Origin of the sequence: Chthoniobacter sp. (genome assembly GCF_040003245.1) — a bacterium.
Lineage (GTDB): Bacteria > Verrucomicrobiota > Verrucomicrobiia > Chthoniobacterales > Chthoniobacteraceae > Chthoniobacter.
The window spans coordinates 1-26,638 of record NZ_JBDUCX010000076.1 but is presented as its reverse complement, the minus strand read 5'-3'; the positions used below and the strand labels follow the sequence as shown (position 1 = coordinate 26,638).

At 62.9% G+C, this 26,638-nt stretch carries 24 protein-coding genes; 11 read left to right on the top strand and 13 right to left on the bottom strand.

Annotated elements, in window-relative coordinates:
• Positions 1-543: 543 nt before the first annotated feature.
• A complete protein-coding gene (locus ABJF10_RS12665; RefSeq protein WP_348544943.1) occupies positions 544-1,392 on the bottom strand; it encodes a PP2C family serine/threonine-protein phosphatase in 849 nt (282 codons plus the stop codon).
• A gap of 215 nt (positions 1,393-1,607) precedes the next feature.
• Here ABJF10_RS12665 and ABJF10_RS12660 point away from each other — a divergent pair, with 215 nt between their 5' ends.
• From ABJF10_RS12660 to ABJF10_RS12650, 3 genes are all read left to right on the top strand, one after another.
• Complete coding sequence (locus ABJF10_RS12660; protein ID WP_348544942.1) at positions 1,608-2,516, top strand: serine O-acetyltransferase; 909 nt, start codon at positions 1,608-1,610, stop codon at positions 2,514-2,516.
• A gap of 219 nt (positions 2,517-2,735) precedes the next feature.
• Positions 2,736-3,875, top strand: coding sequence for a cysteine desulfurase family protein (locus tag ABJF10_RS12655; RefSeq protein ID WP_348544941.1), 1,140 nt, complete (start codon positions 2,736-2,738; stop codon positions 3,873-3,875).
• On the top strand, positions 3,872-4,483 hold the full coding sequence (locus ABJF10_RS12650) for a SprT-like domain-containing protein (protein WP_348544940.1): 612 nt from the start codon (positions 3,872-3,874) through the stop codon (positions 4,481-4,483). The genes ABJF10_RS12655 and ABJF10_RS12650 overlap by 4 nt, the downstream gene beginning before the upstream one ends.
• 83 nt (positions 4,484-4,566) lie before the next feature.
• Here the strand turns inward: ABJF10_RS12650 and ABJF10_RS12645 are convergent, their stop codons facing one another.
• Together ABJF10_RS12645 and ABJF10_RS12640 are read right to left on the bottom strand one after the other, a co-directional pair.
• Positions 4,567-5,046 carry a Spy/CpxP family protein refolding chaperone gene (locus ABJF10_RS12645; RefSeq protein WP_348544939.1) on the bottom strand — a complete coding sequence of 160 codons (480 nt, stop codon included), beginning with the start codon at positions 5,044-5,046 and terminating at the stop codon, positions 4,567-4,569.
• A gap of 170 nt (positions 5,047-5,216) precedes the next feature.
• Positions 5,217-5,462, bottom strand: coding sequence for an acyl carrier protein (locus ABJF10_RS12640; RefSeq protein ID WP_348544938.1), 246 nt, complete (start codon positions 5,460-5,462; stop codon positions 5,217-5,219).
• A 163-nt stretch (positions 5,463-5,625) separates the two neighbouring features.
• On the opposite strand from ABJF10_RS12640, the gene ABJF10_RS12635 reads away from it, so the two are divergent.
• A complete protein-coding gene (locus ABJF10_RS12635) occupies positions 5,626-7,479 on the top strand; it encodes a hypothetical protein (protein WP_348544937.1) in 1,854 nt (617 codons plus the stop codon).
• 240 nt (positions 7,480-7,719) lie between these two features.
• Here the strand turns inward: ABJF10_RS12635 and ABJF10_RS12630 are convergent, their stop codons facing one another.
• Positions 7,720-8,340: a BsuPI-related putative proteinase inhibitor gene (locus ABJF10_RS12630; RefSeq protein ID WP_348544936.1), complete on the bottom strand. Its 621-nt coding sequence runs from the start codon at positions 8,338-8,340 to the stop codon at positions 7,720-7,722.
• Between the two features lie 68 nt (positions 8,341-8,408).
• Between ABJF10_RS12630 and ABJF10_RS12625 the strand changes: the two genes are divergently transcribed.
• From ABJF10_RS12625 to ABJF10_RS12610, 4 genes are all read left to right on the top strand, one after another.
• Positions 8,409-8,894 carry a hypothetical protein gene (locus tag ABJF10_RS12625; RefSeq protein WP_348544935.1) on the top strand — a complete coding sequence of 162 codons (486 nt, stop codon included), beginning with the start codon at positions 8,409-8,411 and terminating at the stop codon, positions 8,892-8,894.
• A 127-nt stretch (positions 8,895-9,021) separates the two neighbouring features.
• Entirely contained in the window at positions 9,022-9,972 is a 951-nt protein-coding gene (locus ABJF10_RS12620) for an AEC family transporter (protein ID WP_348544934.1), read from the top strand.
• 124 nt (positions 9,973-10,096) lie between these two features.
• Positions 10,097-11,221, top strand: coding sequence for a citrate synthase (locus ABJF10_RS12615; RefSeq protein WP_348544933.1), 1,125 nt, complete (start codon positions 10,097-10,099; stop codon positions 11,219-11,221).
• 14 nt (positions 11,222-11,235) lie between these two features.
• On the top strand, positions 11,236-12,285 hold the full coding sequence (locus ABJF10_RS12610; protein ID WP_348544932.1) for a Gfo/Idh/MocA family oxidoreductase: 1,050 nt from the start codon (positions 11,236-11,238) through the stop codon (positions 12,283-12,285).
• A 131-nt stretch (positions 12,286-12,416) separates the two neighbouring features.
• On the opposite strand, the gene ABJF10_RS12605 is transcribed toward ABJF10_RS12610, so the two are convergent.
• From ABJF10_RS12605 to gap, 5 genes are all read right to left on the bottom strand, one after another.
• Positions 12,417-12,713: a GIY-YIG nuclease family protein gene (locus ABJF10_RS12605; protein ID WP_348544931.1), complete on the bottom strand. Its 297-nt coding sequence runs from the start codon at positions 12,711-12,713 to the stop codon at positions 12,417-12,419.
• A gap of 111 nt (positions 12,714-12,824) precedes the next feature.
• Positions 12,825-13,589, bottom strand: coding sequence for a triose-phosphate isomerase (gene tpiA, locus ABJF10_RS12600; protein ID WP_348544930.1), 765 nt, complete (start codon positions 13,587-13,589; stop codon positions 12,825-12,827).
• 12 nt (positions 13,590-13,601) lie between these two features.
• Entirely contained in the window at positions 13,602-14,846 is a 1,245-nt protein-coding gene (pgk, locus tag ABJF10_RS12595; protein ID WP_348544929.1) for a phosphoglycerate kinase, read from the bottom strand.
• A 69-nt stretch (positions 14,847-14,915) separates the two neighbouring features.
• Complete coding sequence (locus ABJF10_RS12590; protein ID WP_348544928.1) at positions 14,916-15,623, bottom strand: metallopeptidase; 708 nt, start codon at positions 15,621-15,623, stop codon at positions 14,916-14,918.
• A gap of 180 nt (positions 15,624-15,803) precedes the next feature.
• Positions 15,804-16,847 carry a type I glyceraldehyde-3-phosphate dehydrogenase gene (gene gap, locus ABJF10_RS12585; protein ID WP_348544927.1) on the bottom strand — a complete coding sequence of 348 codons (1,044 nt, stop codon included), beginning with the start codon at positions 16,845-16,847 and terminating at the stop codon, positions 15,804-15,806.
• 322 nt (positions 16,848-17,169) lie between these two features.
• Between gap and ABJF10_RS12580 the strand changes: the two genes are divergently transcribed.
• Positions 17,170-17,676, top strand: a complete 507-nt coding sequence (locus ABJF10_RS12580) for a hypothetical protein (protein ID WP_348544926.1) — start codon at positions 17,170-17,172, stop codon at positions 17,674-17,676.
• A gap of 15 nt (positions 17,677-17,691) precedes the next feature.
• Here the strand turns inward: ABJF10_RS12580 and ABJF10_RS12575 are convergent, their stop codons facing one another.
• The 4 genes from ABJF10_RS12575 to proB form a co-directional block, all read right to left on the bottom strand.
• A complete protein-coding gene (locus ABJF10_RS12575) occupies positions 17,692-18,807 on the bottom strand; it encodes a lactonase family protein (protein ID WP_348544925.1) in 1,116 nt (371 codons plus the stop codon).
• Between the two features lie 53 nt (positions 18,808-18,860).
• Complete coding sequence (locus tag ABJF10_RS12570) at positions 18,861-21,287, bottom strand: PAS domain-containing protein (protein WP_348544924.1); 2,427 nt, start codon at positions 21,285-21,287, stop codon at positions 18,861-18,863.
• 87 nt (positions 21,288-21,374) lie between these two features.
• Positions 21,375-22,637: a glutamate-5-semialdehyde dehydrogenase gene (locus ABJF10_RS12565; protein WP_348544923.1), complete on the bottom strand. Its 1,263-nt coding sequence runs from the start codon at positions 22,635-22,637 to the stop codon at positions 21,375-21,377.
• A 13-nt stretch (positions 22,638-22,650) separates the two neighbouring features.
• On the bottom strand, positions 22,651-23,427 hold the full coding sequence (gene proB / locus ABJF10_RS12560) for a glutamate 5-kinase (RefSeq protein WP_348544922.1): 777 nt from the start codon (positions 23,425-23,427) through the stop codon (positions 22,651-22,653).
• A 750-nt stretch (positions 23,428-24,177) separates the two neighbouring features.
• Here proB and ABJF10_RS12555 point away from each other — a divergent pair.
• Together ABJF10_RS12555 and ABJF10_RS12550 are read left to right on the top strand one after the other, a co-directional pair.
• A complete protein-coding gene (locus ABJF10_RS12555) occupies positions 24,178-26,145 on the top strand; it encodes a phospho-sugar mutase (RefSeq protein WP_348544921.1) in 1,968 nt (655 codons plus the stop codon).
• Between the two features lie 99 nt (positions 26,146-26,244).
• Complete coding sequence (locus tag ABJF10_RS12550) at positions 26,245-26,559, top strand: hypothetical protein (RefSeq protein WP_348544920.1); 315 nt, start codon at positions 26,245-26,247, stop codon at positions 26,557-26,559.
• Positions 26,560-26,638: the final 79 nt, after the last annotated feature.

Sequence of the window (26,638 nt, the reverse complement as noted above, 5' to 3'; positions counted from 1 at the left end):
TCATTCTGAGCGGAGTGTAACGCAGTCGAAGAACCCCGTCGCTTTACCAAAGACAATCGCCGGTTATTCGACGGGATCCTTCAACTTCGCTCAGGATGACACCTGAAGTGAGGTGTAAATTATTCACCGTCGGTGAGGGGGCGTTCATTGAGTTCCTGGCGGATGGCCGACGGGAAGTGGGCGATCTTGTCATCGCGCGCGTGGTGGGATTCGTCTGTGTGCATGCATGGAAGTGTCGCATGACTCGGCGAAAAATGTGCATTGCTCCATTGGCTCTGTGGGCTCCATTGCGGAAAAAGTGATGGGAAGGCTGCCAAACGGGGCGGATCGTGGTGCGGCGAAAGGAATTTAACGCAGAGGGCGCAGAGGAAGGAGAGAGGGCCGCAGAGGGAAAAGGACTCTCCTGCGCTGTATCCAGATTTTCTCCCGACGCGTGAGGACACGCGTCCTACACCGGTGAGCGCCGCGCGAAATTCGCGAACGCGGCCCAAGCCCTCATCTCGTGCTCTTTCGTGTTTTTCGGGGATACAATCCCCATCCGGCTCAGATCTTTTCGATCTCGATGACGGCGAGGGTGATGTTGTCGACCCCGCCGGCGTTCATGGCCCGGTTGAAGAGGGCCGCCACCGCGCGCTCGGCATCCTGCTCGGTCGTGAGAATCTCGCGGATCTCCGGGCTGTGCAGCATGTCGGTCAGGCCATCGCTGCAAATGAGGAAGCGGGTGCGGCCTTCGAGATGCAGCGGGTGGATGTGCGTCTCGATATCGAGCACTTCCTCGCGGCCGCCGATGGCCTGCGTCAGCGCGTGGAGAAAGCCCGGGCGCGGACCGTCGTACTGCTGGAGCAGGCCCACATCGATCAAGTCCTCGGCCTCGGAATCGTCGCGGGTGACCTGCACGAGCTTCTTTCCCTCCAGACGATAAACGCGGGAGTCGCCCACGTTGAAGGCGAAGAGACCGCGCCCCCCGCAGCCGATACCGGCGACGGTGGCGCCCATGGCGGCGAGCTCGCTATCGGTCTGCCCACGCTCGCAAAAATCCCGGTTCAGCTTCCGCAAGGTTTCCGACACGCAAGTGGGCGTGACGCGCACACATTCGGCCAGGCCCTCGACGACCCCGCGGCTGGCTTCCGCGCCGCCCCGGTGCCCGCCAATGCCATCGGAAACGGCGACGATCCACGGCCCGGCGGAGATATCGATCGCCGACGGCGCCTCGCTGCTGCCGCCAAAGAATTTCTCCCCCGCGAGCAGGGAATCTTCGTTGACGCGCCGGACGCGCCCGGTATGGCACAGCCACGCGCCTTGCACGGAATAGTGGCCGGTGGCGTGATCGTCGGGAAGCGACTTTCGGGCGCCGGAGAAACGGGTGGGCGCGCTCGGAGCGGAAAGATTCATGTGTTCCTTTGGGGGGTGGGCAGAGGCTTTGGACTTCGGCACTGGATCATAGTTTCCAGTTTTCGCGCCAAGTTTCAAGCGTTCGTCTATGGGGAATGTGAGTGCCATGGGGAGAAAAGCCTTCAGAATTGTTCGCGTCGCAGGGGAATACCGGACGCACGAGAGTTGGACTCGTGCATTGCGCGATTATTCAAACGGCGATAAGGGGAACGGCGATGGACAAAGATCTGGCCAGCATCACAGAGAAAATTCTCGCCTCGTACCGGGCGGGCGCCGGCATGAACAACATCGACGGCTCGAACCTGCCGTCGAAGCCGGCGCTGGCCACGATATGCGAAGACCTGCTTCAGCTCCTGTTCCCCGGCTTTCACGACCAGGAGCCGATTCATTCGCGCGACCTGCGCCGGGTGACCAGCCATCGCATCTTTTCCATCGCCGACCGGCTGTCGACGGAAGTCTGCAAGAGCCTGCGCTTGAACGAGCCCGAATGCCCGCAGGCCAAGGCGGAAGGCATGGTCGCCGAATTCCTGAATACGCTGCCCTTCGCGCGCCAGCAGTTGCAGACGGACATCGAGGCGGGCTTTTCCGGCGACCCGGCCGCCGGGGGCAGCGACGAGATCATCCTTTCCTACCCGTACCTGGAGGCCATCGCCATCCAGCGCTGCGCGCACCTGCTCTATTGCCATGAGCTGCCGCTCATTCCGCGCATGATGACGGAATGGGCGCACTCGCGCACCGGCATCGACATCCATCCCGGCGCGCACATCAAGTCGCACTTCTTCATCGACCACGGCACCGGCGTGGTCATTGGCGAGACTTCGGTCATCGGCCATCACGTGAAGATGTATCAAGGCGTATCGCTCGTCGCGCGTTCGCTGGCCGGCGGCCAGGCGCTGAAGGGCAAGAAGCGGCATCCGACGGTGGAAGACCATGTCACCATCTACGCCGGCACCACGATCATCGGCGGCGATACCGTGATCGGCGAAGGCTCGACCATCGGCGCGAATGTCTTCCTCACCCACAGCGTCCCCCCGCGCTCGCTGGTCTTTTACGAGGAGAACCAACTGCGCATCTACGACAAGGACAAGCGGCCGGGAGAGTGGGTGGGCGATTGGGTGATCTAGGCTGGCGCGGACTGAGTAGCGGCAAGCGTGATTCGGTAGCGAATCCTGTAATCCTGTCTAAAAATGAAAGACAGGATTCACAGGATTACGCGGTACACGCCTGCGACGATTAATCCCCTTGCTTGATCGGTCCGGTGATTTCGCTGTCGAAATTTTTCGCCGCACACTCTCACGTGGCGTATCATCCGACCGCGCGCCCGAACGTAGCCGCTCTCCGTCATGATCTATCTCGATTACAATGCCACCACTCCGCTCGCGCCCGAAGCGTTCGCGGAGATGCGGCCGTTTCTCGAGCGGCACTTTGGCAATCCCTCGAGCATTCATGCCGCGGGGCGGGAGGCGCGCGCCGCGATCGATGATGCGCGCGATCGACTGGCACGACTGCTCGGCGCCAAGCCGCACGAAATCATTTTCACCGGCGGCGGGACCGAGGCGGACAACCTGGCGGTGATCGGCCTGGCGCGGGCGAACGCGTCGCGTGGCAAGCATGTGATCACTTGCGCGACGGAACATCACGCGGTGCTGCATGCCTGCGAGCACTTGCAGAAAAAGGAAGGCTTCCGCGTGACGTGGCTGCCGGTCGATGCGCATGGGCGCGTGCATGCCGGGCAGGTGGCGGAGGCGATCACGCCGGAGACGACGCTCGTGTCCATCATGTCCGCGAACAACGAGACCGGCACACTCCAGCCCACGCACGAGATCAGCGCGCTCTGCCGGGCGCGCGGTGTTTTATTTCACAGCGATGCGATTCAATCCTTCGGGAAAGAAGCGTTGGCCACGCCGGACTTCGACGCGCTCTCGCTGGCCGCACACAAGTTTCACGGACCGAAGGGCGCGGGCGCGCTTTACCTGCGCACCGGATTGACGGTCGAGCGTTTGCAACATGGCGGCTCGCATGAAAACGATCGCCGCGCCGGCACGGAAAATACCGCGGCCATCGTCGGAATGGCTTGCGCCGCGGAACTCGCCGGCGCCGCGATGGAGAGCGAGAGCGCGCGGCAGGCGCTGCTCCGCGAGCGGCTCTGGCAGGGCATTCGCGAGGCATTCCCCGCGGCGGTGCGCAACGGAGGCCCGGAACATTGCCTCGCCAATACGTTGAACGTGAGCTTTCCCGGGCTCGATGGAGAGAGCCTGCTCATCAATCTCGACCTCGCCGGCATTTGCGCTTCGAGCGGCTCCGCGTGTATGGTCGGCTCCATCATGCCGTCACACGTACTGCTCGCCATGGGCGTTGCCCCCGAACTCGCCCGCGCCACAGTCCGCTTTTCTCTCGGCAAGGAAACCACTACCACAGAAATCACTACCACGATCGCCCGCCTGCCGGCGATCTTCTCCCGCTTGCAAATCGCCCACGCATGATCCTCGGACGACAACTCGACTTCCTCACCCGCTTAATCCCGACCTGGCGCCAAGAGCCACTACCCTCCCCCAAACAACCTGACATACGAACGGCACCGCAACGCGATGCTGACGTCGAAGCAAAGGCCCGCAAATTATTGCGCGCGCTGCAATGCGACGACCTCGCGAAACGCGTGTGCATCCGCTGGAACCCGCGCATGCGCAGCACTGCTGGCACCGCGCTCGTGGCCAAGGCCTTGATCACGCTCAATCCGCACCTGTGGGATTTCGGCGCAGCGGAAGTGGATCGCACACTGCGGCACGAACTGGCGCATCTGCTGGCCCATCATCGCGCGGGACGCCGGCGCATCAGCCCGCACGGCCCCGAATGGCAGCAGGCCTGCCGGGACCTGGGTCTGCTCGATGAAAAGCGCTGCCACACGCTGGCGCTGCCCCGGCGTGAACTGACCGCGCGGCACTTCTACCGTTGCCCCGCCTGCGCGGAGGAAGTGAAACGCGTGCGCCCCTTCCGCCGCAAGACCGCCTGCCTCGACTGCTGCCGCCGCCACAACCGCGGCCGCTACGACGAGCGCTTCCGTTTCTTGAAAATCCCGGCAGCGCGCAAGTAGCGCAAAAAAATAAAACCGGGCGGGATGTCGCGAGACACACCGCCCGGTTGTTTAAGTGCTGCGGCGAGTAGCCGCGTAAATGGTTACTTCGCGCCCGGAGCACCACCGCCGGCGGCACGACGCTTTTCCATCGCGGCCTTGAATTTTTCCTTTTGCTCGGGGGTGAGGACCGCCGCGATGTCTTCCATCTGGGTCTTGATCAACTCACGGACCTTGGTCTTGTCTTCCTCCGTCATGCTTTCGCGGCCTTTGGCCATCAATTCTTTGAACTGAGGCGCGCTCTTTTCCATGATCGCCTTGACCTTGTCCTGCTGCTCCTGGGTGAGGTTCAGCTCCTCGGTCATCTTCTTCAGGCGCTCCTCGGGGCTCATGCGACCGGCGCCACCGCCACCGCCGGCCCGGCCGGGAGCTTTCGGAGCGGCGGACGGCGCTTTGCCAGAATCGGCGGGCGCTTTGTCGCCACCGGGCGGCTTGGGCGGGACGGCATCATCGGCACGAAGGAGGGACGGCGCGGCACAAAGGCCGGCCACGACGAAGGAGAGAACAGCGAGGTGCTTTTTCATTGTGTGGCGAAAACACCTACCACCCAGCGGAGTTGCGGGCGGATCGAAAATAATTCCTAAGAAATCGCCACCCACCGATGTGATCGGCACCTCACCACCTGCCGGAGAAAAGCGAAAGGACACGGCTTGCGACCGTGTCCTTCAGCAAAAATAAGAGCGGGGCGCGCCGGTTACTTGGCGGTCTTTTCTTCGATATATTTCACCACGTCGCCGACGGCTTGAAGCTTTTCCGCATCCTCATCGGGCACTTCCACGGAGAATTCTTCCTCGAAAGCCATGACGAGTTCCACCGTGTCCAGGGAATCGGCGCCGAGGTCTTCAATGAAGGAGGCGCTCGGGGTGACTTGCTCAGGATTGACGCCGAGTTGCTCGACGATGATGTCCTTCACTTTTTCTTCGATCGTTTTGTCTGCCATAAAAAGGGGTAGTGCTTGCGTTTGGATTGGGTTGCTTTCGGGGGATGCTTTAAGGACGACCCCAAGGAATGGCAACAACTAATTCGGACTTTTTTCCCGTGCAATCCAATCGTCAAAAATCAACGCTGGCGTCCGCCTGCCAGCACCGTTAAGTAACGACCACATGAGTGATGCGCCACTGGAACTCGACCTAAAATTCCTGCCCGACTGGGTGAAAGAAACCCCAGCGGCTAATCGCTATGCCGATTACCAGGGCGAAACGGACAGCCGTGGACCCCGGTCGCGCGACGATCGCGGCGGCCCTCGCGGACCCGGAGGACCCCGCCCCGAGCGGCGCGGCCCGCCCCCGCCACGGCGGGATGGCGATCGCCGTGGACCCGGCGGACCCGGACAGGGACCAGGCGCACGCGGGGATCGTCCCCAAGGTGATCGCCCTCGTGGACCACGTCCCGGCGGAGATCGCCCGCGCGAAGGCGGCCGTCCCGGCGGACCCGGCGGCAGGAATTTCGGACAACGTGACGAGGCGCGCCCGCCGCGCGAAGCGCCGCGCCCCGCGCCCGCCCAACTCAAGATCGATTTTCTGCCCGAGCCCAATGCGGCCACGGGCATTGCCCGGCAGATCAAGGCCAGCGGGCGCGCTTATCCCGTCTTTGGCACGAGCAAACTTTTCCTCGAGCGCCCGGAGCGGCATCGCGTGCGGATCACTTCCTCGGACGCGGCGGTTCCACTTTTCCAAGTGGGCGACGGCCCGGTTTCCTTCGATCGCGCGGCGGTGGAGCGCAATGCCTTCTTTGACGCGAAGACCGAGTTCTACACAGAGGAGACGGTGCAGGGCGACCCGATCAAGGGCAACTTCTCCAATGTCGCCCGCGCGCGGGCGACGGGCGCTTTCCTCGGGCCCACGAATTACCACGGCTATCAACCGGCGCTGCGGAAGCTCTACGAGGAGCGTTTCAGCCGGCGCATGTCGTTCCCGGAATTTCAGCAACACGAAATCGTCGTCGTGAGCGACGAGGCGGCGGTGGCCGAATGGAAGGAACAGGCGCGCACCAGCACGACCTTCACGACGACCAAGGAGGCCGAGCCGATCACGTTCAAGACCTCTTTCGACGCCGAGCAGCACTTCCGCAAAACCTACCTGCCCACGATTGTCAAAAGCGCGCAGACGTTGGAATGCACCGGCCAGGCGAGCCGCTCCGCGGGGGACCGCTTCGTGGCCGGCGCCGTGCGCAGCGCCTGGGAAACGGAAAGCCACTTCCCGCAGCAGATCGTCAATGGGCTGCGGCCTTATTTCATGGAGGCCGGACTGCACTTCTTCAAGCACCGCAAGCGCGTGCTCTACGTCTCTTCCACCAAGCCCGTGCGGCATCCGGCCGGACAGATTTTCTCCGACGGCATCACGGCGATCTTGAAGACCGTCGAGGCCAGCCCGCGGCTCAAGCGGCCCGAACTGGCGGCAAAGATTCTCGGCGATCAACACGACGCGCCCGAAGCCGCGGCCCGCAAAGAGCAACTGGCCAGCGACCTCCACTACTTGATCCACTCGGGACACGTCATCGAATTCTCGACCGGCATCCTCGAATTGCCGCTCGCCCCGCAGGAGAAGCCTCCCGTGGCCCGCGGCGGCAAGCCAGCACCGAGCGAGAGCGCGGCGGAAGCGGCCGACGAGTCCAGCGTGATGGAAGCTGGTGAAGCGGAACCCGAGGCCCTGGCGGAAGCACCGACGGAGCCGTCTCCTGCCACAGCGTCGGAATCCACCATCGAAGCCGAAGCGACTGAGCCAGTGGAAACGGCCGAGGAAGCGGTGTCTCAGGATGGTTCGCCAGCGCTTCCCGACGAGCCCGCGGAGGAAGCAGCCCAACCGATGCCGCATTTTGCCACGGAAGTGCTCGCGACCGAAAGTGCGTTTCCGGAAACGCTCGCGGCAGATCCGATTCCGGAATCCGCGTCGACGGTGCAGTCACCGGCAGCGGTTCCCGCAGTGGAAGAACCGTCGAGCTCCGACACCAAACACTAACGGTTTCGATTTAAGCGGACGCCGCGCACTCGTGCGCGCCGAAGGCGCCCCCCAGCACCGTCATCCTGAGCTTGCGAAGGCCTCTGATTTCGCTCTGGCATCTGACGTGCAACCGACCGTGCGAGCTTGGCGCCATCACCTGCCAAACGGGTGAGGAAAGGCAGAAATCAGAGGTTCTTCGCAAGCTCAGAATGACGGGGAAGGAGGGCACGCGTCATCCGATGGAAAGAGCACACCGATTCACAGCTTCTTGTGTTTCTTCTTGGGCTCCGGCGTCGCCGGAGCACCGGGGGCTGGCGTCGCACCGGGCGGGGTGACCGCGGGCGCGTTGGCGCCGACCGCCGCCACGGTGATCGACTTGCGCAATTGATCGAAATTCGGGAAGAACGCTTCCACCGTGTAAGTCTGGTCGGCCACCATGTCCCGAGTGGCCACGCTCACGGCGTACTCGAGACGCTCGTTGGGATTGATCGTCACCATCGTGGGCTCGTTGCTGAACGCCTGGTCTTCCGACCATTGTTCGATGGTTTTGCCCTCCTTCGATTTCACGAGAATCTCGATCCGTTGCGTGGTCGGAAATTCGAGCTGGGCGATTTTCTTGCTGTGGTTGGCCAGCGTCACGGTCGCCTTGATCTGCTTGACCTCGCCGACTTTCACCTGCGCGGGATCGACCGCCAGGCCGATCTCCAGCCCCTTGAAACCGGTCGCCGTGGTGGTGGTCGGATCCTTCGCCAGGCCGACGGTTTTCATCATTCTTTTCAAGAGGCTCGGCTTGGGGGTCGCCTTGGGCGCCTCCTCCGCCGCGAAGAGGGCGAGCGGCAAAGCCATGGTCAGGAGGAGGATCGGGGCGCGGAATTTCATCGCCCTCATTTAGCGGGAGGCTGCATGGTTGGCAAATGGCTTCCCTTCGCTCCACACTCCCCCCTGTGATGAAAACCAGCATTTATCTTCTGGGCGCGTTGCTCGGGCTCTCGGCGCTGGGCATGGGCGACAAGACTCCGGTCTCGATCCGCTTCTATGCGGAGGCCAATCCCCAGGACACGGATAAATTTGCCACCCCGATCCACCTGGAGAATCCACCGCGCGACGCCTACATCGAAAAAATCCCGGTGCTCAACGAGCGGATGATCAAGGCGATTTATCCCTTCAAGGCACCCAACGGCACCTGGGGTTGCGCCTTCAAGCTCGATCATGACGGGCGGATCGGCCTGGAGGTGATGAGCAGCAGCCGGCGCGGGACTTCGGTGGTGGCGATGCTCAGCACCAAGGCCCACTCGCGCATCCTCATCGACATGCTCGTCGACAAGCCGATCAGAGACGGAGTCATCTCCATTCCGTACGGATTTACCGAACTCGAGATCGCCGTGCTGAGCAAAGAGTGGCCGGTCATCGGTGCGAAGAAAAAGAAGAAGTGAGGCTGCTGGGGTCGGCTTTGAGTGCAGTTCGAGTGCTGAGTTCTTAGTTCTTAGTTCTCAGTCGGAATCCGCGTACTGAGATCAAACACTGAGCACTAAGCACTAAGCACTTTTTACTGCCTCACAAGTGTCCGAATACCTCCCTCTCCTCGCTGCGGTCGCCCCGGTTTTCGTGATCATCACGATCGGCTGGCTGATCCGACGCATCGGGTGGCTCACCGAAGAGGCCGACGCGAGCCTGCTGCGAGTCATCGTCAATCTGCTCTATCCGTGCCTGATCCTGGACACGATCCTCGGGAATCGCGCCTTGGAAAAGGCCGGCAACGTCCTGCTCGCTCCCGTCGCTGGTTTCACCACCGTGGTTCTCGGCTACGCGGTTTCGTATTTTGCGGCGCCGCTCTTTGGCGCCGGTGAGCCGCGACAACGGCGCACGTTTGCCTTTACTACCGGGATCTACAATTACGGCTACCTCGCCCTGCCGATCGCGCAGACCCGTTTCGGCCCGGAAACGAGCGGGGTGCTTTTCATTCACAATGTCGGCGTGGAAATCGCCTTGTGGACCGTGGGCATCATGGTCATCTCCGGAGCCGCGCGGGGTGGCGGCTGGCGGAAGATCCTCAATGGCCCCGTCCTCGCCATCGTCAGCGCGGCCACCTTGCACTTCGCCGGCGCGCGCTCGTGGATGCCGGGCGTGGCCATGAGCGCGATTCACAGTCTCGGCGCCACCGCCATCCCCCTCGGCGTCATTCTCACCGGGGCCACATTTGCCGACCACATGCGCGATCTTTCCACCGGCAGCCGCGGCCTGACGACGTTCGGCGCCTGCCTGCTGCGCCTGGGCCTGCTGCCCCTCTGCATGCTCGCCCTCGCCCGCTGGCTCCCCTGCCCCATCGAACTGCGCCACGTCATCGTCATCCAGGCGGCCATGCCTTGTGGAATGATCCCCGTGATCCTCGCCAAGCACTACGGCGGAGACCCGGCGGCGGCCCTGCGCATCATTCTCTATACGTCGGCGATCGGTCTGCTCACGATCCCCTTCTGGCTCCAGCTCGGGCTGCGCTGGATCGGGGAGAATTGAGATTTAACGCGTTCGCACTTGAAGCGCGGGCGTGGCGCGGAGAATCTCCCTCGTGTCCGCATAGCGGCGACGACCGACCGAGCCGCGGCGGCAGTTTTCAAACCAATCAAATCGTACCAAATCTATGGCAGTCATTTCACGAGGGCTTGAAGGAATTATCGCGGCCGAAACCCGCATCGGCGACGTCCGTGGGGACATTGGCCAGCTCATTTACTGCGGCTACGACATCAATGAGCTCGCCGGCAAGGTCAGCTACGAGGAGGTCGTCCACTTGCTCTGGCACAATCGGCTGCCCACGGAGAAGGAACTGGACAAACTCACGACGGCGCTGCGGGCCGAGCGCGAGTTACCGCAAGGGGTCATCGACTGGGTGACCAGCGCGCCCAAGGACGCCGCGCCGATCGACATCATGCGCACGGCCGTCAGCATGCTCGGGTGCTACCCGACCATCCGCCACGATCTCGACATGCCGGAGAGCCACGCCATCGCGATCAAGCTCGTGGCGCAGATCGGGATCATCGCCGCCTATTTCCATCGCAGTCGCACCGGCAAGGACTTGCCGCCGATCCGCAAGGACTTGAGCGAGGCCGCCCACTTCCTCTGGCTCATGACCGGCAAGGAGCCGGGCGCGGAAGCCACGCAGACGCTCGACGTGGCCTACGTGCTGCACGCGGAGCATGGTTTCAACGCCAGCACTTTCACCGGCCGTGTGGTGGCTTCCACGCTCAGCGATATGTATTCCGCGGTCAGCGCCGCCATCGGTGCGCTCAAGGGACCGCTGCACGGGGGCGCGAATGAAGGCGTCATCCACATGCTGCAGGAGATCGGCTCGCTCGATAAAGTCGACTCCTGGATCGAGGACGCGCTCGCGCAGAAAAAGAAAATCATGGGCATCGGCCACCGCGTTTACAAGGTGCTCGACCCGCGCGCGCCGCACCTTAAAACGATGGCGATCAAGCTCAGCGAAGAGCTCGGCGACGCCAAATGGATCCAGATGAGCGAGCGTATCGCCACGATCATGAAGGAGCGCAAGGGGCTCAATGCCAACGTCGATTTCTACTCGGCCACGGTCTACTACTCGCTCGGCATCCCGACGGATCTGTTCACGCCGATCTTCGCCATCTCGCGCATGAGCGGCTGGACGGCGCACATCCTCGAGCAATACGCCGACAACCGCCTCTTCCGCCCGCTGAGCGAATACAGCGGCGCGCCGGTCGGGAAGAAGGTCGTTCCGATCGCCGAGCGGTAAGACAACGCCGCTGGATGAGCAATCCCCCGATCGGCTTTGCCGTCGTTGGCACCGGCATGATTGCCGAGGTGCACGCCCAGGCCATCCAGGACACGCCGGAGGCTCGGCTCGTCGCCGTCTGGACGCGCTCGGCGGAAAGGCGGAATGAATTTGCGCAACGCTTTGGCTGCCGGCCCGTAGAGAGTCTGGAAGCGCTGGTGGCCGATCCCGAGGTGCGGGCGGTGACTATCGCCACGCCCAGCGGGGCGCACGCGGATGTCGCGGTGCCGTTCCTGGAAGCCGGCAAGGCGGTGCTCTGCGAGAAGCCGCTGGAAGTTTCGCTCGAAGCGGTGGATCGCATTCTCGATGCGGAGCGGCGCGGAGGGGGCGTGCTGGCGGGTATTTTCCAGATGCGGCTCGGGCGCGGGGCGCGACTGCTCAAGGAGGCGGTGGAGACCGGGCGCTTCGGGCGGCTGACGCTGTGCAGCGCGTATATCAAGTGGTGGCGTTCGCCGGAGTACTACGCGACGTCTTCATGGAAGGGGACTTACAAACTCGATGGCGGCGGGGCGCTCATCAACCAGGGCATCCATGCCGTGGATTTGCTGCAGTGGATTGCCGGGCTGCCCGCGGAAGTGAGTGCCTTCACCGGCCGGCTCGCGCACCCGGGCATCGAGGCGGAGGACACGGTGGCCGCGACGCTGCGCTACCCGCATGGCGGGTTGGGCGTGATCGAGGCTTCTTCCTCCTCTTGGCCGGGCAGCGATTTGCGTATCGAGATCATGGGCTCGCGTGGCAGCGCCGTGCTGGTCAACGATTGCATCGCCCGCTGGGAATTCGCCGAGCCGCAAGATGCAGATGAAAAGATCAGGCATGATTTCGCCGACGGCGGCAAGATGAAGGTGGGCAGCGGCGACCCGCGCGGGATGAGTTGGGTCGAGCACCAGGTGCAAGTCGCCGACCTGGCGCGGGCGCTGGCCGAAGGCCGCCCACCGATGATCCCCGGCTCGGAAGCGCGGCGGGCCGTGCAGTTGGTGATGGCGGTGTATGAATCCGCGCGGACGGGGAAGATCGTGCGATTGTAGAGGTGCCTTTTCGCGAGCGCGTCTGGCAAAAGAGAGCGCCGAAGGCGCCCCAAAACACGCCGTCATCCTGAGCTTGCGAAGGACCTCTGAAATCGCTCCTCCTCACCAGCACGGCACCAGATCGACTTTCGTTAATTGTCCCAATCCGCGCTCAAGTCATTCCATCGCGGGTTCTCCTCGCAAACGATCGCGTCCTTCTTCGCGCGGGTTAGCCCTTTGATCCGTTTCTCACACGAAATGGCTTCGAGTGCCGTTGGGAAACACTCGCTCCAGACCAACCGATTAACGCTATACCGGCTCGTGAATGACTTTGGGTTCGTCCGGTTTTTGTGCTGCCACATGCGGAGCCCGAGATTGTTGGTCACGCCACAGTACAGGACGGTGTGGGTCTTGTTTGTTGCCAGATAAACCCAGAAGTTCTCGCGCATGAGGAAGAGCGAAATCAAAGGTCCTTCGCAAGCTCAGGATGACGGCGTGTTTTTGGGGCGCCTGCGGCGCTTTCAGGTTCGGAACGCTATCCGAAATACAGCTCTGCAGTTCTACAGCGCCGCGGCGATCTTGACGATCTCCGCGAAGTCGCGCGCGACCAGGCTGGCGCCACCGACGAGCGCGCCGTCGATGTCGGGCTGCGCCATGAGTTCGCCGGTGTTGCCGGGCTTCACGCTGCCACCGTACTGGATGCGCACTTTCTCCGCGGTCGCGGGATCGGAAATCCCGGCAAGCACTTTGCGGATAAAGGCGTGCGCTTCCTGCGCCTGCGCGGGCGTCGCGGTGCGGCCAGTGCCGATGGCCCACACGGGCTCGTAGGCCAGCACGATGTCTTCCAGTTCCTTCGCCGGGATGCCGGCGAGGCTGCCCTTGAGCTGGGTCTCCAGCACCTGCTCGACCTTGCCCCCATCGCGCTCGGCCAGCGTCTCGCCAATGCAAACGATGGGCGTGAGCGTAGCCGCGATCGCTGCCCTGGTCTTCTTGTTCACGATCTCATCGGTCTCACCGAAGAGCGTGCGGCGTTCGCTATGGCCGAGGACGACGTAGCGGGCGAAAAGCTCGCGGATCATCCCGGCGCTGATCTCGCCGGTGAAGGCGCCGTTCTTTTCCCAGTGCATGTTTTGCGCGCCACTCTTGACATGCTGCACCTTGCTCAAGCGCTCGGAAACGTAGGCCAGCGCGGTGAAGGGCGGGACGATGACGATGTCGATCCGCTTCTCGTCGGCGACTTCGAGCAGGAAGGTGTCGAGATAGGTGGTCGCGTCGGCGACCGTCTGGTTCATCTTCCAATTGGCGGCAATGATTTTTTTGCGCATGGCAGTAGGGCGTTACTTGTCGTTGAGCGCGGCGACGCCGGGCAGGGTTTTGCCTTCGAGCAATTCGAGCGAGGCGCCGCCGCCGGTCGAGGCGTGGGTGACCTTCTTGATGACGCCGAATTTCTTCGCCGCGGTCGCGGTGTCGCCACCGCCGACCACACTGATCGCGCCTTTTTCCGTGGCGGCGGCAATCGCTTCGGCCATGGCCTTGGTGCTGCCGGCGAAAGCGTCGAACTCAAACACCCCGGGAGGGCCGTTCCAGATGATGGTCTTCGCGCGGGCAATGACCTCGGCAAAAAGAGCGCGGCTCGCCGGGCCGGAGTCGAGACCTTCCCAGCCGGCAGGGATGCCTTCCTTGTCGCTCGCCGCCTTGGTATTCGCGTCGGGCGCAAATTTGTCGGCGATGACAAAATCAACAGGCAGATGAATCTTCACGCCCTTCGCCGCAGCCTTGTCGAAGAGTTCCTTGGCGATCTCCGCGCCTTTCGGGTCGAAGAGGCTGTTTCCGATTTCCATGCCCTCGAGCACCTTCTTGAAGGTGAAGGCCATGCCACCGCCGATGATGATCTCGTTGGCCTTGTCGAGGAGGTTGTTGATCAGCGGGATCTTGTCCGCGATTTTCGCGCCACCCAGGATGGCGAGCAGCGGACGCTGCGGGTTGTCGAGCACGGCGGCGAAAGCTTCGAGTTCCTTTTGCATGAGGAAGCCGGCGGCCTTGATGGGCAGATCGACGCCGACCACCGACGAATGCGCGCGGTGCGCGGTGCCGAAGGCGTCGTTCACATACACGTCGCCGAGCTTCGAGAGGCTGGCGCGGAAGGCGGCGACCTTCGCCGGGTCGGCGGTTTCCTTCGTCCCATCTTCGCGCTTCACCTTGCCCTCTTCCTCAATATGGAAGCGCAGGTTTTCGAGCAGGATGACTTCGCCCGGCTTCAGCGCCGCGGCGGCGGCTTCTACTTCGGCGCCGACGCAATCGGAGAGAAACCGCACCGGCTTGCCGAGCAACTCGGCGAGTTTGTCGGCCACGGGCTTGAGCGAAAGCTTTTCCACGCGCTGGCCATCGGGACGCCCGAGATGGCTGGCGAGGACGACCGAGCCGCCCTTTTCGAGAATGAATTGAATGGTCGGCAGCGCCGCAGCGATGCGCGCCGTATTGGTAATTTCACCGGTCTTTTTGTCCTGTGGGACATTGAAATCAACGCGGACGAAGACGCGTTTGCCGGCAAGATCGAGATCACGAACAGAGAGTTTGGCCATAAAAAGTGCGGCGCAGATGAAGCGCGCTGCGGCGGGAAAAGACAAGCTCTTTGCTGGATGCCGTCCGCGCTACGGCACCGGCCCCCAGATTTCCGCCAGAAGCGCGTAAATTTCCGGCTCGGCATCGTGTAGTTCCACGTTCGTGAAGGGGAAGAAGTCGTTCACGCCGAAATAGGCCTCGCTCATCTCGGCGAAGAACTCCTTTTCGTTGGTCAACGCGTAGTGGGGCACGCGCTTGGGACTATCCATGTGTAACACCGCTGCGCCATGGCCGCTGGCCACATAACGCTGCCAGGCGGCATGAATACGCGGGTCGTTGAAACCGAGCACGCGGTCGTGATAGGCGTGCGCCAACTCGTGCAGGACACACCACGGCTGGATGTGCTGGTGTCGCGGGCTGGTGAAGCGCGTGGCATCGGAAATGTGCACACACTTCGCGAGTTCGCGGGAGTAACCATGCTGCTCCAGCCAATCGGCGTTGGGGTGGTACTGCATGCCGGTGAGCCCGCCGTGGGTGAGATCGAGCACAATCGGCACCGTGCGCAGTTCCGCCAACCGGTCCGGCATAACGACCATCGCGATATCGGTCAGCCGCGATTCGAGCAGCTTCATCGCACGCTGGCCGAGTTCCTGATCCGGGCCGGACAGCAGGCGCTGGTCGATGCGCACCGTCCAGCCGGCGATGGTGACTTCACCGCGTGAAGTGGGCTTCGGTGGTTCTTCGCCGCGAACCACAGCGGCAAGGAGCAGCACGAGGAGGCAGAGGAATTTGATCATGGGAGGATTGGCATATCGTTGATCGCAATTGCCAAAGATCATTGCCGCATGGGGCACCGGAGGGAAGCGCGCCGTCGCTTCCTTAAACGGAGCACCGACGGCGCGGTGCCCTCCAAACAAAGCACCCGCCACCGGAAAACCAGTGGCGGGCGCAGAGATTTGCTTGCGGGAACGGGCTCCTTACTTCGCCGCGATGTACTTCACGAGGTCGACGCAGCGGTTGCTGTAGCCCCACTCGTTATCGTACCAACTGATCAGCTTGAAGAACTTGCTGTTCAGCTCGAGGCCGCTGCCGGCGTCGAAGATCGAGCTGTGCGCGTCGTGGATGAAGTCGCTGGAGACGACTTCGTCTTCAGTATAGGCGAGGATGCCCTTGAGGTAGGTTTCGCTGGCCTTCTTCATCACCGCCTTGATTTCGGCGTAGCTGGTTTCCTTCACGGTCTTGACCGTGAGATCGACGACCGAGACGGTCGGCGTGGGCACGCGGAAGGACATGCCCGTGAGCTTGCCCTTCACTTCCGGGATCGCCAGGCCCACGGCCTTGGCCGCGCCGGTGGTCGACGGGATGATGTTGATCGCCGCGCTGCGTCCACCCTTCCAGTCCTTCTTCGAGGGGCCGTCGACGGTCTTCTGGGTGGCGGTGTAGCTGTGCACGGTGGTCATGAGGCCTTCCTCGACGCCGAAGCCTTCCTTGAGCAGGACGTGCACGACGGGCGCGAGGCAGTTCGTGGTGCAGCTCGCGTTCGAGATGATGTGGTGCTTCGCCGCGTCGTACTTCTCGTGGTTCACGCCCATGACGACGGTGATGTCTTCATTCTTCGCCGGGGCGCTGATGATGACTTTCTTGGCTCCCGCGGTGAGGTGCCCCTTGGCTTTTTCCGCGTCGGTGAAGAGACCGGTGCATTCGAGGACGATATCGACGCCCAGCGCCTTCCAAGGGAGCGCCGCAGGACCTTCCTTGACGGCGAGGGCCTTGATCTTGTGGCCGTCCACGATGAGCAGATCGTCCTCGGCGACCGATGGGTCGGACTTCGCGCTGGTGACTTCGCCTTTGTAGCGGCCTTGCGTGGAGTCGTATTTCACGAGGTAAGCGAGGTTGTCCGCCGGGACGAGGTCATTGACGGCGACCACGTCGATTTCCTTGCCGAGAAGTCCTTGGTCGAGAATTGCGCGGAAGACGAGGCGGCCGATGCGGCCGAAGCCATTGATGCCAATTTTGATCATAGTTTGTGTGGTAGTATGTAGTGCGTATTTCGAGAAAAACCGCGCGACACTAAAGGAGGCACTGCCCGGAGCGTCAAACAATCATTCCGGCCGGAAGGGCGCGGAAGGGGAGTATGACACGCAAACAGGGGCAATTTTCGGTGGCGCAGGCCCACACCTGCAGCCCACTTCGGGCACGCTCCCAGCTACATAGTTTTACTTCGCTTCACCTACGTACAAGTTCCCTCGGAACGGGCGCTTATCGACCCGCATTTGGTATGCGCGATGCTAATTTGACGGGAAGAAACCTCCGCTTACGTTCCGCCTTCCTTTGCACCCAACCATGACGAAATCCCAACTGCCCATCCTGCTCACACTTCTGCTGTCCACCGTGGCCGTCGCCTCTGCCGACGAGTCGCTGCTGGACCGGCCGAAGGCGCGCAGCCTCACGGCAGAGGAGCAGCCCCAGTTTGGCCCGAAGTCGCGCGGGGTGCGCTATGACCCGCGCATGATCCGCGCCGCCCAGATCGCCCGCCAGCGCGCTCATCCGCGCATGACCTGGCACTGCTGGGCCTATGTGAAGGACGCGCTGCTCGCGGCGAATGTCGTGCAGGACCGCCCCAAGAGCGCGTGGGCCCGGGAAGCCGGCAAGGAATTGACCCGCAACTACGGCTTCAAGAAGATCTCGACGCGCAACCCCTACGCAGCGCCGGTGGGCGCGGTGATCGTCTATGGCGGCCACGACGCCGGCCATGTGGAACTGCGCACGGCCAACGGCTTCGTGAGCGATTTCGTCTCCCGGGAAGCCTACCCGCGTCCGGTGCTCGGTATCTACATCAAGCCGGCGTAAAGGGGCGACCGGCGCTTACTTCGGGCGGACAAAAGCCACGCACACCGGTGCGCCGATGCGCACTCTCTGCTTGGTCGGCGTGAGTTTGCCCGTCTGGCTGCTGACGCGGAAGACGAAGATGTCGTTCGAGTTTTGATTCGCGGCAAGCAACCAGCGGCCACTCGGGTCGAAGCCAAAATAGCGTGGTGTCTTGCCGCCGGTCAGCACGTGCTCGACCAAAGAGAGGCGGCCGTCACCGGCGATGGCGTAGATGGCGATGCTGTCGTGACCGCGATTGGAGGCGTAGAGGAATTTGCCGTTCGGGTGCAAGGCGATCTCGGCGGTGGTGTTCGGCTTGGTGAAACCGGCGGGCAGCGTGGGCACGGTCTGGAACGTGTGCAGCGCGCCGGTGCCCGCGTCGCGGCGCAGGGCGGTCACCGTATTGGCCATCTCATTGACGACGTAGACGAAGCCTCGCGGGTGCAGCACGAGGTGCCGGGGGCCGGAGCCGGGGGCGATTTTGGCAGTCGCGCTTTTCGACGGCTGGATCGTGCCCTTCTCCGCATTGAAGCGGTAGCCCTCGACCCGGTCATTGCCGAGGTCGCAGGAGTAGACGAAGCGATTGGCCGGATCGGCGTAAATGCTGTGGGCGTGCGGACCTTCCTGTCGCTCGGGATTGGCGCTCGTGCCTTTCTGCTGGTCGAAGCCCGTGGCGGCGCCGAGGCCGCCGCCGTGACGAATGGGCAGGGCGGCGACCGAACCGGAATTGTAGTTCGCCACGAAGACGAAGCGATGGCTGCCATCGAGCGAAAGGTGACACGGCCCGGACCCGCGTGAGCTCTGCTGACCCAGCGACTGCAACTGGCCGTCCGGCGCGATGCCGTAGGCGTTCACCAGGCCGGCGTCGCTTTCCACCGCAGCGTAGAGCGAATGCCGGTTCGGATGAATGACGAGGAACGAGGGATTCACGACCTTCGCGGCGAGCTGGCCCTTGGAAACGGCGCCGGTCTTTTCATCGAACTGGAAATGGTAGATGCCTTTGCTGCCGTACCACTTCGTGTAGGTGCCGACGTAAAAGTCTTCGGTCGCCAAGCCAGTCGAGGTGAAAAGGGCGAGTGCGCCGGCCGCGCAAATGAGATGGGGGAATTTCATGCGGCGGGAGTGTTGGTGGTTCATCTGCAGCGCACAAGCTCGCAAATTTGCCGCTAAAAAGACGTCGCGGACGGCTCCGAGAAAATCTCCTGCAATCTTTCCCGGAGCGCGGGGAAGGTGAACGGCTTTTGGACGAATCCGGCCAGGCCTTGGCCGGTAAAGCGGGCGATCGCTTCCTGCTCGTTGAAGCCGCTCATCAAGAGCACCCGGGCGGAAGGGCGCAGTTCGCGGATCAAGCGAAACGCCTCGTCGCCGTCCATGTGCGGCATGGTGAGATCGAGCAGCACGAGCGTGAAGCCGTCGGGGTCGGCCGTGAATTCCTCGACGCCGGTGCGGCCGTTGTCCGCCAGCCTGGTCGTAAAACCGATGGCTTCCAACATCCGTGCGGTGGTCACCCGCACGGTCTCTTCGTCATCGACGACCAGCACGCGTCCGGAGCCTCTCCAGTTCGCCAGCCCTGGCGCGGTGGCGGCCACTTCCTCCGCCACCCCCTCGGCGCAAGGCAAGAGGATCTTGAAGGTCGTCCCCCACCCTTCCTCGCTGAACACTTTCAGCGCGCCATTGTGGCCGCGCACGATGCCGAGCACGGCGGCGAGGCCGAGGCCGCGCCCGGTGAACTTGGTCGTGAAAAACGGATCGAAGATTCTCTCCAGGACCTCCGGCGACATGCCGCCCCCATTGTCGCTGATCTCCAGCGAAACGTAATCGCCCTCGGGCAGATCGCGGGCAAAAAATGCTCCCGAGAGATAGGCCCGATCGGCACGGGTCAACCCGGTCGTAATCGCAATGAAGCCGCTTTTCTCGCCCACGGCTTCCGACGCATTGATGACAAGGTTCATGACGACCTGACGCAGTTGCGTGGCGTCGCCCAGCACCACGGGGAGGCCGGCGGCGAGATGGAATTTCATGACCGCCCGCTTGCTGATCGAGACCTGCAGCAGCCGCGTGGTGTCTTCGATCAGCGCATTGAGATCGAGCCGGTTGACGACGAAACGGCCCTTGCCGGAATAGGCGAGCATCTGTTTGCACAGGTCCGCCGCGCGGGCCGCGGCAGCCTCGATCTGCTGGAGATAAGGCTGCACCGGGGAATCCGCCGGCAAGTCCATGCGCGCCAGGCTGGCGTTGCCGAGCACGCCGGTGAGGAGGTTGTTGAAATCGTGCGCGATGCCGCCGGCCAGGACGCCGAGGCTCTCGAGCTTTTGCGACTCCTGGAGTTTGCGCTCGAGAAGCTGCCTTTCGGAGGCCGCCTTTTTGCTCTGCTGCTCGGCCACGATGCGATCGGTGACATCCTGCACGAGCGAGAGAATCGATACCGTGCGGCCCGTCTCGTCGTGCAAGACCGAGTTCTGCCACGAGCAGTGCAGGATGCGCCCGAGCTTGGTCAGGTTGCGATTCTGGCTGGTGTTGCGGTAGTCGGTGCCATCGATCAAGCGGCGGACGATTTCGCCCATGAGCTGCGCATCTTCCGGATAGACGAAGGGCCAGTCGCCGAAATGTTTCCCCACGATCTCGTCGGCTTTCCAGCCAAACATGCGTTCCGCCTGCCCGGCCCAGCGCGTCACCCGAAAGTCCGGGCCCCACTCCACCACGGCCAGCGGCGAATTCTCCACGTGGTCGATGAGGCGCAACTGGGCGGCGCGCAATTCCTCGGTGGCCCGCCGCACGTCGGTCACGTCACGGGCAATGCCGACGAGGCCGATGATCTCGCCCGTCTCATCCTGGAGGGGAAACTTGGAGGTCAGAAACCAGCCCCGCTCCCCGCTCGGTGTCTCGAAGGGTTCCTCACGATTGATGATCGGGTTGCCCGTGTTCACGACGGTCATGTCATCCGCGTAGTAGATGTCCGCGTGGGCGCGCAGGCCGGCCAGCTCGTAGACACTCTTGCCCAGGGCCTGGCCGTTGTTCGGCACCTCGAACATCTTTAAATCGGCCGCGTTGCGCAGGAGATAGCGGCCCTCGCGGTCCTTGCAGAAAATGGGATCGGGCACGGCATCAATCAGCTTGCGGAGCAGAAAACGCTCGTCACGCAATTGCTGCGTCACCGCCATCGTCGCCGGGGTTTCCTCCGGGATCGGCTGGGCGGCAACTTCCTCCGGTGATGAAGCTTCCGCGTAGACGAAGAGCGTCCCGCGAGCATAGCCCTCCGCATCGAGCAGCGGGACGCCGACCACCTCGCAAGTCCCCGTGCTGCCATCCTTCCGGACAAATTTCACTTCACCCTGCCAGCGACCCACGCGCTGGACGATGGCCTCCCACACACCGTCGGAACCCGATGTCCCCACCGGCCGATGCACGGCCTGCAATGGCTGCCCGAGCACCTCCTCGCGCGACCAGCCAAAGGCTTCTTCCGCTCCGGTATTCCAATCCAGGATCTTGTCGTCCTCGGCCGTGACGACCATCGCCTCGTGGATGTGATTAAACACCAAGGCGCGCCAAAGAAGTGCGTCGAAGTGGCCTTGATGAGGGTCGGGTTGGCTCATTCCTTGGGGTTCACGCGAATTTTACCGTCGCGGTTTTCCGTTTGGCGAGCCTCGAAGTGGCCTCTACCGCCGCCCTACGTATCCGGGCTAACTCCGAATCTGCCCGGTGCCACGCAGCAAATACTTGTAAGTCGTCAATTCCTCGAGGGCCATGGGGCCGCGGGCATGCAGTTTGTCCGTCGAAATGCCGATCTCCGCGCCGAAGCCAAACTCGCCGCCGTCGGTGAAGCGCGTGGACGCGTTCCAATACACCGTGGCGCTGTCCACCTCGGCGAGGAAACGCTCGGCGGTCTGCTCGTTGGCGGTGACGATGCCGTCGCTGTGGTGGGAGCCGTTCTGTTCGATGTGATCGATCGCTTCCCCAACGCTGTCGACCACCTTGGCGGCGATGATCAGGTCGAGGAATTCCGTGCGGTAATCTTCGGGCGTGGCCGCTTTGACAACGTCGCCCAACGCCACCCGCGTTCTTTCATCGCCGCGGATCTCGACCTTGCCATCGAGCAACGCCCGGCCGGTGGTGCCGAAAAACGAGTGCGCGATGTCGCGATGCACGAGCACCGTCTCGATGGCGTTGCACACGCCCGGGCGCTGGCACTTGGCATTGATGACGATGCTCTCGGCCATCGCCAGATCGGCCTCCTTGTCGACGTAGATGATGCAGATGCCGTCGTAATGCTTGATCACCGGCATGCGCGCATGGCTCACGACCGTCTCGATGAGCCCCTTGCCGCCGCGCGGCACGATCACGTCGAGATACTTGTCCATCGCGCAGAGATGCTTCACCGCTTCGCGATCGGTGGTGGGAATGAGCAACACGCTGTCCTCCGGCAGGCCGGCGCGCGCGGCGCCCCGACTGAGCGCGGCGGCGATGGCGATGTTGGAATTGATCGACTCGCTGCCCCCGCGGAGAATCGTGGCGTTGCCGGTCTTCGTGCAGAGCACGGCGGCGTCGCTGGTGACGTTGGGCCGGGATTCGTAAATGATGCCCACCACGCCGATCGGCACGCGGACTTTCGAGATGCGCAGGCCATTCGGACGCGTCCAGTCGCGGAGCACTTCGCCCACGGGATCGGGCAGCGCGGCGACCTCGCGGATGCCGTCGGCCATGCCTTTGAGCTTTTTGGCATCGAGGGTGAGCCGCTCGATCATCGCCTTGGCCAGGCCGTCGGCGGTGGCCTTGGTGACGTCCTTGGCATTCGCCTCGAGGATGGACGGGCCGGCGGCGACGATTTCATCCGCCATGGCCAGCAGGCCTTGATTTTTCTGCTCGGCACTGGTCCGCGCGAGGACGCGCGCCGCGGCGCGGGCCCGGCGGCCAAAGTCTTCGATCTGCGATTTCAGGTCCGTCATGAGCTACAACCTCCTACAGGGTTTCGCCTTTGGCAACGAAGCGCGTCCCGACGGGCTTGCCGGCGGCGATGGCGGGGATGCGCCCGGCGTTGCGACCGCCGGCGATGAAGGTCGAGATCCCGGCGTCCACCGCGACTTTCACCGCCTGGAGCTTCGAGACCATCCCGCCCACGGAAAACTTTCCCTTTTCATTGCGCGCAAAGCCGGCCACGCGGTCGACGTCATCCACCACGCGGACGACCGTGCCGGATTTGTCCATCAAGCCATCCACGCTCGTCAGCAGGATGAGGGTGTCGGCCTCGACCAGCACCGCGACCTCGGCGGAGAGCTTGTCGTTGTCGCCGAAGCGCAACTCCTCGACCGCCACCGAGTCGTTTTCATTGATGATGGGCACGACGTTCTTGCGCTGGAAGATGTGGGCGAGGGTGTTTCGTACGTTCTGGTAGGAAAGGCGGCTGTCGAGATCGCTGTAGGTAAGAAGCAATTGCGCGACGTGCAAACCGTGCGTGGCGAAATGGGTGGCGTAGCTTTCCATCAGCTTGGTCTGGCCGATGGCCGCGCAAGCCTGGCGCGCCGCCAGGTCGTCGGGCCGGTCTTTCAGGCCCAGCACACTCAAGCCCGCGGCGACCGCGCCGCTGGAGACGACCACCACTTGATGCCCGGCCTTCACGAGACCGGCGATCTCGGCGCACAGGCGCCGGAACTGGCGGTCATCCAGAGAGGTGCCACGGGCATTCGCGAGAATGCCGGAGCCGAATTTGAGAACGATGCGTTGGGGCTGGGTGGCCATGTGGAAAAGGGAGCGGGAGTGTAGGCAGCCCGGGCCGGCTCTCAAGCGGAAAGGCGGTCGGGGGTGGGGTCGCGGGGCGGGGCGGGGAACGGGGTTTCGGGAAAAAATGGGGATACGATTAGGCACGATCAGGCACGACTGGGGTGGATTACTCTGGAGTGCGTCGTGGGGAACACGTCGCGGTTCCACACGCCCTGCGTAAAAAAAAAGGGGGCTTGATTCGCCTTTACTGGCCTTGACTGGGCTTGATTCACACTGGTGGCCACTCGCCTTGAAGCTGGAGCTTCGCAGACAAGTACGTGCCCAAACTGGAGCTTCGGCACGAGGGGCACGGGCAGGATGTTGGAAAAAACGCGAGGCTTGAGTTGCCTTGATTTACCTTTAGCTACCTTGATTTGGCTTGATTCACCCTGACGGCCCATCTCGCCTCTCGGCGACGGAACGATCGGCGATAGCTCCCTGCCCTTTCGGACATGGCTCCGCCTCACCGACCGCCATATCGACGGTCGATTGTACAATCTTTGGAAAATCTGGCTCATCTCACAGCACATCATTGGTCGTCCATTCGCTCTGTCCCTAACCCCTGCCCACCACGGGAAGCCCCGCTAACCTGACACCTCCACCCAACGCACGAGAGTGTCGCACATTCACCTGGTTTTGTCAAGCAAAATCGGCTGCGGTGGTGCCAAACCATCAGCGCAGTGAAGATGAAGCTTCCCGAGTTTCCACGCGGTTCGCTAAACTCGCCGCATGAGCGACCTCAGCCTTCGACTTTCGCAAGCAGTCCAAGCCGGCACTTTGCTGGCCAGCAGCGCCAAAAACATCGAGCAACTTCTCGCCCGGGGGAGTTCACCCACCTACGCGGAAAGCGTCACGGAACTGGTGGATCGGCAGGCCTGGGACGAACTCAACGACCGTTTTTTCAAGACCCTGGCCTTCGGCACCGGCGGGCTGCGCGGGCGGACCATCGGCAAGATCGTGACCGTCGCCGAGCATGGGGTGACGCAAGCGCTCGGGCGGCCGGAGCGTCCCTGCGTGGGGACGAACTCGATGAACTACTACAACATCAGCCGCGCTACGCAGGGGCTGGTTGCGTACCTCAAGGAGTGGTTTGCGAAGAACAATCTGCCCGGCAGACCGAGCATCGCGATCGCCCACGACACGCGGCACTTTTCCAAGGACTTCACCGAGCTCACCGCGAAAGTGGCCGCGGAGAATGGCGTGGACGTCTTCGTCTTCTCCGGGCCGCGCTCCACACCACAGCTCAGCTTCAGCGTGCGGCTGGTGAACGCCAGCGCGGGGATCGTCATCACGGCGAGCCACAATCCGCCGCACGACAACGGCTACAAGGTTTACTTCAGCGACGGCGCGCAAGTCGTGGAGCCACACGCCAGCGGCATCATCGCCAAGGTGAATGCGGTCGAGAGCGATGTGTATGAACCCGTCGCGTCGGACAAGCAGGGCGTGATTACGGTCCTCGGCCGGGAGGCCGACGGAGCCTACATGGAGCGCCTGGAGACGCTGGTGCTCGATCGCCCGATGGTCGCCGAGGCCGCCCGCAACGGCTTGAAGATCGTCTTCACTTCGATCCACGGCACCGGCGGGATCATCAGCAAACCGATGCTCGACCGCCTCGGCTTCTGCTACCACGCCGTCCCCGAGCAGGAGGTGGAAGATGGCCGCTTCCCGACGGTGAAATCGCCCAACCCCGAGAACGCCGAAGCGCTCGCCATGGCGATTGCGCTCGCGGAAAAGGAAGGCGCCGATCTCGTCATCGCGACGGATCCCGATTGCGACCGCATGGGCGTGGCCGCACGGAATGGCAGCGGCCAGATGGAATTGCTGACCGGCAACCAGATCGGCTCACTGATGGCCTACTATCGCGTGCAAAAGCTGATCGCCAACGGCGTCATCACACCGGCCAATGCGGCGCGTTGCGTGATCGTGAAGACGCTGGTCACAACCGACCTGCAAAAGGCCATCGCGGACAAGCATGGCATGCGCTGCGTGGAGACGCTGACCGGCTTCAAATACATCGGTGAAAAGCTCGGGAAATATGAGGCCGCACTGCCCGCGGACGTGCGCGCCAATTACCGGCATACTTGCGAACTCGACACCCGCAACCTGCGCCTTGAGCACAGCAGCTATTACGTGTGCGGCGGCGAGGAAAGCTACGGCTACAGCGCGGCGGATTTCGTGCGCGACAAGGACGGCAACGGCGCGACGGTCGTCTTCGCCGAAGTGGCCGCGTATGCCAAGTCGCGCGGGCTCACGCTGGTCGACCTGCTCGATGAGGCGTATTCCACCTACGGCTTTTACCTGGAGAAAAATGGCTCGCTGACTTTCGAGGGCGCCGATGGCGCGGCGAAGATCCAGCGGCTCGTCGACTCGTATGCCGGGCAGCCGCCGGCCAGCGCGGATGGCAGCGCCGTGGCGGGCACGCGCAACTTCGCCACCGAGACGTTCCAGGACGTCGAGGGGGACACCATCCCCAAGGAAAAGATGCTCATGATCGACCTGGCCGATGGCCGCCGGGTGGCGGTGCGCCCCTCGGGCACGGAGCCGAAGATCAAGTTCTACATGTTCGCGCGGCGGGCGCCGGCGGCCGGCCAATCCTTCTCCCAGGCGGAACTCGCGGCGATCAAAGCCGAGGTGAAGGCCTCGCTCGATCGTCTGTGGACTTGGGTGCAGGCGGATGTCGAACAGCGGCTCGCTTAGGCAAACGCCCTTGATTTTTTGCTAACTAACCGTCGCGAAAACCGATTCGCGTAGTATAATCGGAACTTACGCATCCCCTATGCACCACCATCCCCAATTATGAGCGGTCGCGAAATCAACCTCGACGGCGGCGAGATTTCCATCATCAAAGCGCTCGGATTGAGCAGCGGCGAAATGCTCGGTGCGGACTTGATCGACAAGACGACCACGGACCTGGCACCGGCGGAGGTGATCGACACGATCAAAGGCCTGATGTCCATGGGCTATGTGGACGCGGACAAGACAGGATTCTACAGCGTGGAAGATCTCAAGGGGATCTACTTTCGGGTGAACTCGGGATACTCCAAGGAGCTGAAGGATGCGCTCGACCCGCAGCCGAACCGGCCGAAGAGCAAGCGCGTGCGGCGCGAGTGAGGAGATTTTCGATTGCCGAATGGCGATTGCCGATTGCGGTGTAGGGCGCGTGTCCCCACGCGCCGGGCTGGCGCTGCGA

Coding starts and splice junctions, on each gene's coding strand:
- ABJF10_RS12665 (WP_348544943.1), bottom strand. CDS start 1,392: ATGAATCTTTCCGCTCCGAGCGCGCCCACCCGTTTCTCCGGCGCCCGA.
- ABJF10_RS12660 (WP_348544942.1), top strand. CDS start 1,608: ATGGACAAAGATCTGGCCAGCATCACAGAGAAAATTCTCGCCTCGTAC.
- ABJF10_RS12655 (WP_348544941.1), top strand. CDS start 2,736: ATGATCTATCTCGATTACAATGCCACCACTCCGCTCGCGCCCGAAGCG.
- ABJF10_RS12650 (WP_348544940.1), top strand. CDS start 3,872: ATGATCCTCGGACGACAACTCGACTTCCTCACCCGCTTAATCCCGACC.
- ABJF10_RS12645 (WP_348544939.1), bottom strand. CDS start 5,046: ATGAAAAAGCACCTCGCTGTTCTCTCCTTCGTCGTGGCCGGCCTTTGT.
- ABJF10_RS12640 (WP_348544938.1), bottom strand. CDS start 5,462: ATGGCAGACAAAACGATCGAAGAAAAAGTGAAGGACATCATCGTCGAG.
- ABJF10_RS12635 (WP_348544937.1), top strand. CDS start 5,626: ATGAGTGATGCGCCACTGGAACTCGACCTAAAATTCCTGCCCGACTGG.
- ABJF10_RS12630 (WP_348544936.1), bottom strand. CDS start 8,340: ATGAAATTCCGCGCCCCGATCCTCCTCCTGACCATGGCTTTGCCGCTC.
- ABJF10_RS12625 (WP_348544935.1), top strand. CDS start 8,409: ATGAAAACCAGCATTTATCTTCTGGGCGCGTTGCTCGGGCTCTCGGCG.
- ABJF10_RS12615 (WP_348544933.1), top strand. CDS start 10,097: ATGGCAGTCATTTCACGAGGGCTTGAAGGAATTATCGCGGCCGAAACC.
- ABJF10_RS12610 (WP_348544932.1), top strand. CDS start 11,236: ATGAGCAATCCCCCGATCGGCTTTGCCGTCGTTGGCACCGGCATGATT.
- ABJF10_RS12605 (WP_348544931.1), bottom strand. CDS start 12,713: ATGCGCGAGAACTTCTGGGTTTATCTGGCAACAAACAAGACCCACACC.
- tpiA (WP_348544930.1), bottom strand. CDS start 13,589: ATGCGCAAAAAAATCATTGCCGCCAATTGGAAGATGAACCAGACGGTC.
- pgk (WP_348544929.1), bottom strand. CDS start 14,846: ATGGCCAAACTCTCTGTTCGTGATCTCGATCTTGCCGGCAAACGCGTC.
- ABJF10_RS12590 (WP_348544928.1), bottom strand. CDS start 15,623: ATGATCAAATTCCTCTGCCTCCTCGTGCTGCTCCTTGCCGCTGTGGTT.
- gap (WP_348544927.1), bottom strand. CDS start 16,847: ATGATCAAAATTGGCATCAATGGCTTCGGCCGCATCGGCCGCCTCGTC.
- ABJF10_RS12580 (WP_348544926.1), top strand. CDS start 17,170: ATGACGAAATCCCAACTGCCCATCCTGCTCACACTTCTGCTGTCCACC.
- ABJF10_RS12575 (WP_348544925.1), bottom strand. CDS start 18,807: ATGAAATTCCCCCATCTCATTTGCGCGGCCGGCGCACTCGCCCTTTTC.
- ABJF10_RS12570 (WP_348544924.1), bottom strand. CDS start 21,287: ATGAGCCAACCCGACCCTCATCAAGGCCACTTCGACGCACTTCTTTGG.
- ABJF10_RS12565 (WP_348544923.1), bottom strand. CDS start 22,637: ATGACGGACCTGAAATCGCAGATCGAAGACTTTGGCCGCCGGGCCCGC.
- proB (WP_348544922.1), bottom strand. CDS start 23,427: ATGGCCACCCAGCCCCAACGCATCGTTCTCAAATTCGGCTCCGGCATT.
- ABJF10_RS12555 (WP_348544921.1), top strand. CDS start 24,178: ATGAGCGACCTCAGCCTTCGACTTTCGCAAGCAGTCCAAGCCGGCACT.
- ABJF10_RS12550 (WP_348544920.1), top strand. CDS start 26,245: ATGAGCGGTCGCGAAATCAACCTCGACGGCGGCGAGATTTCCATCATC.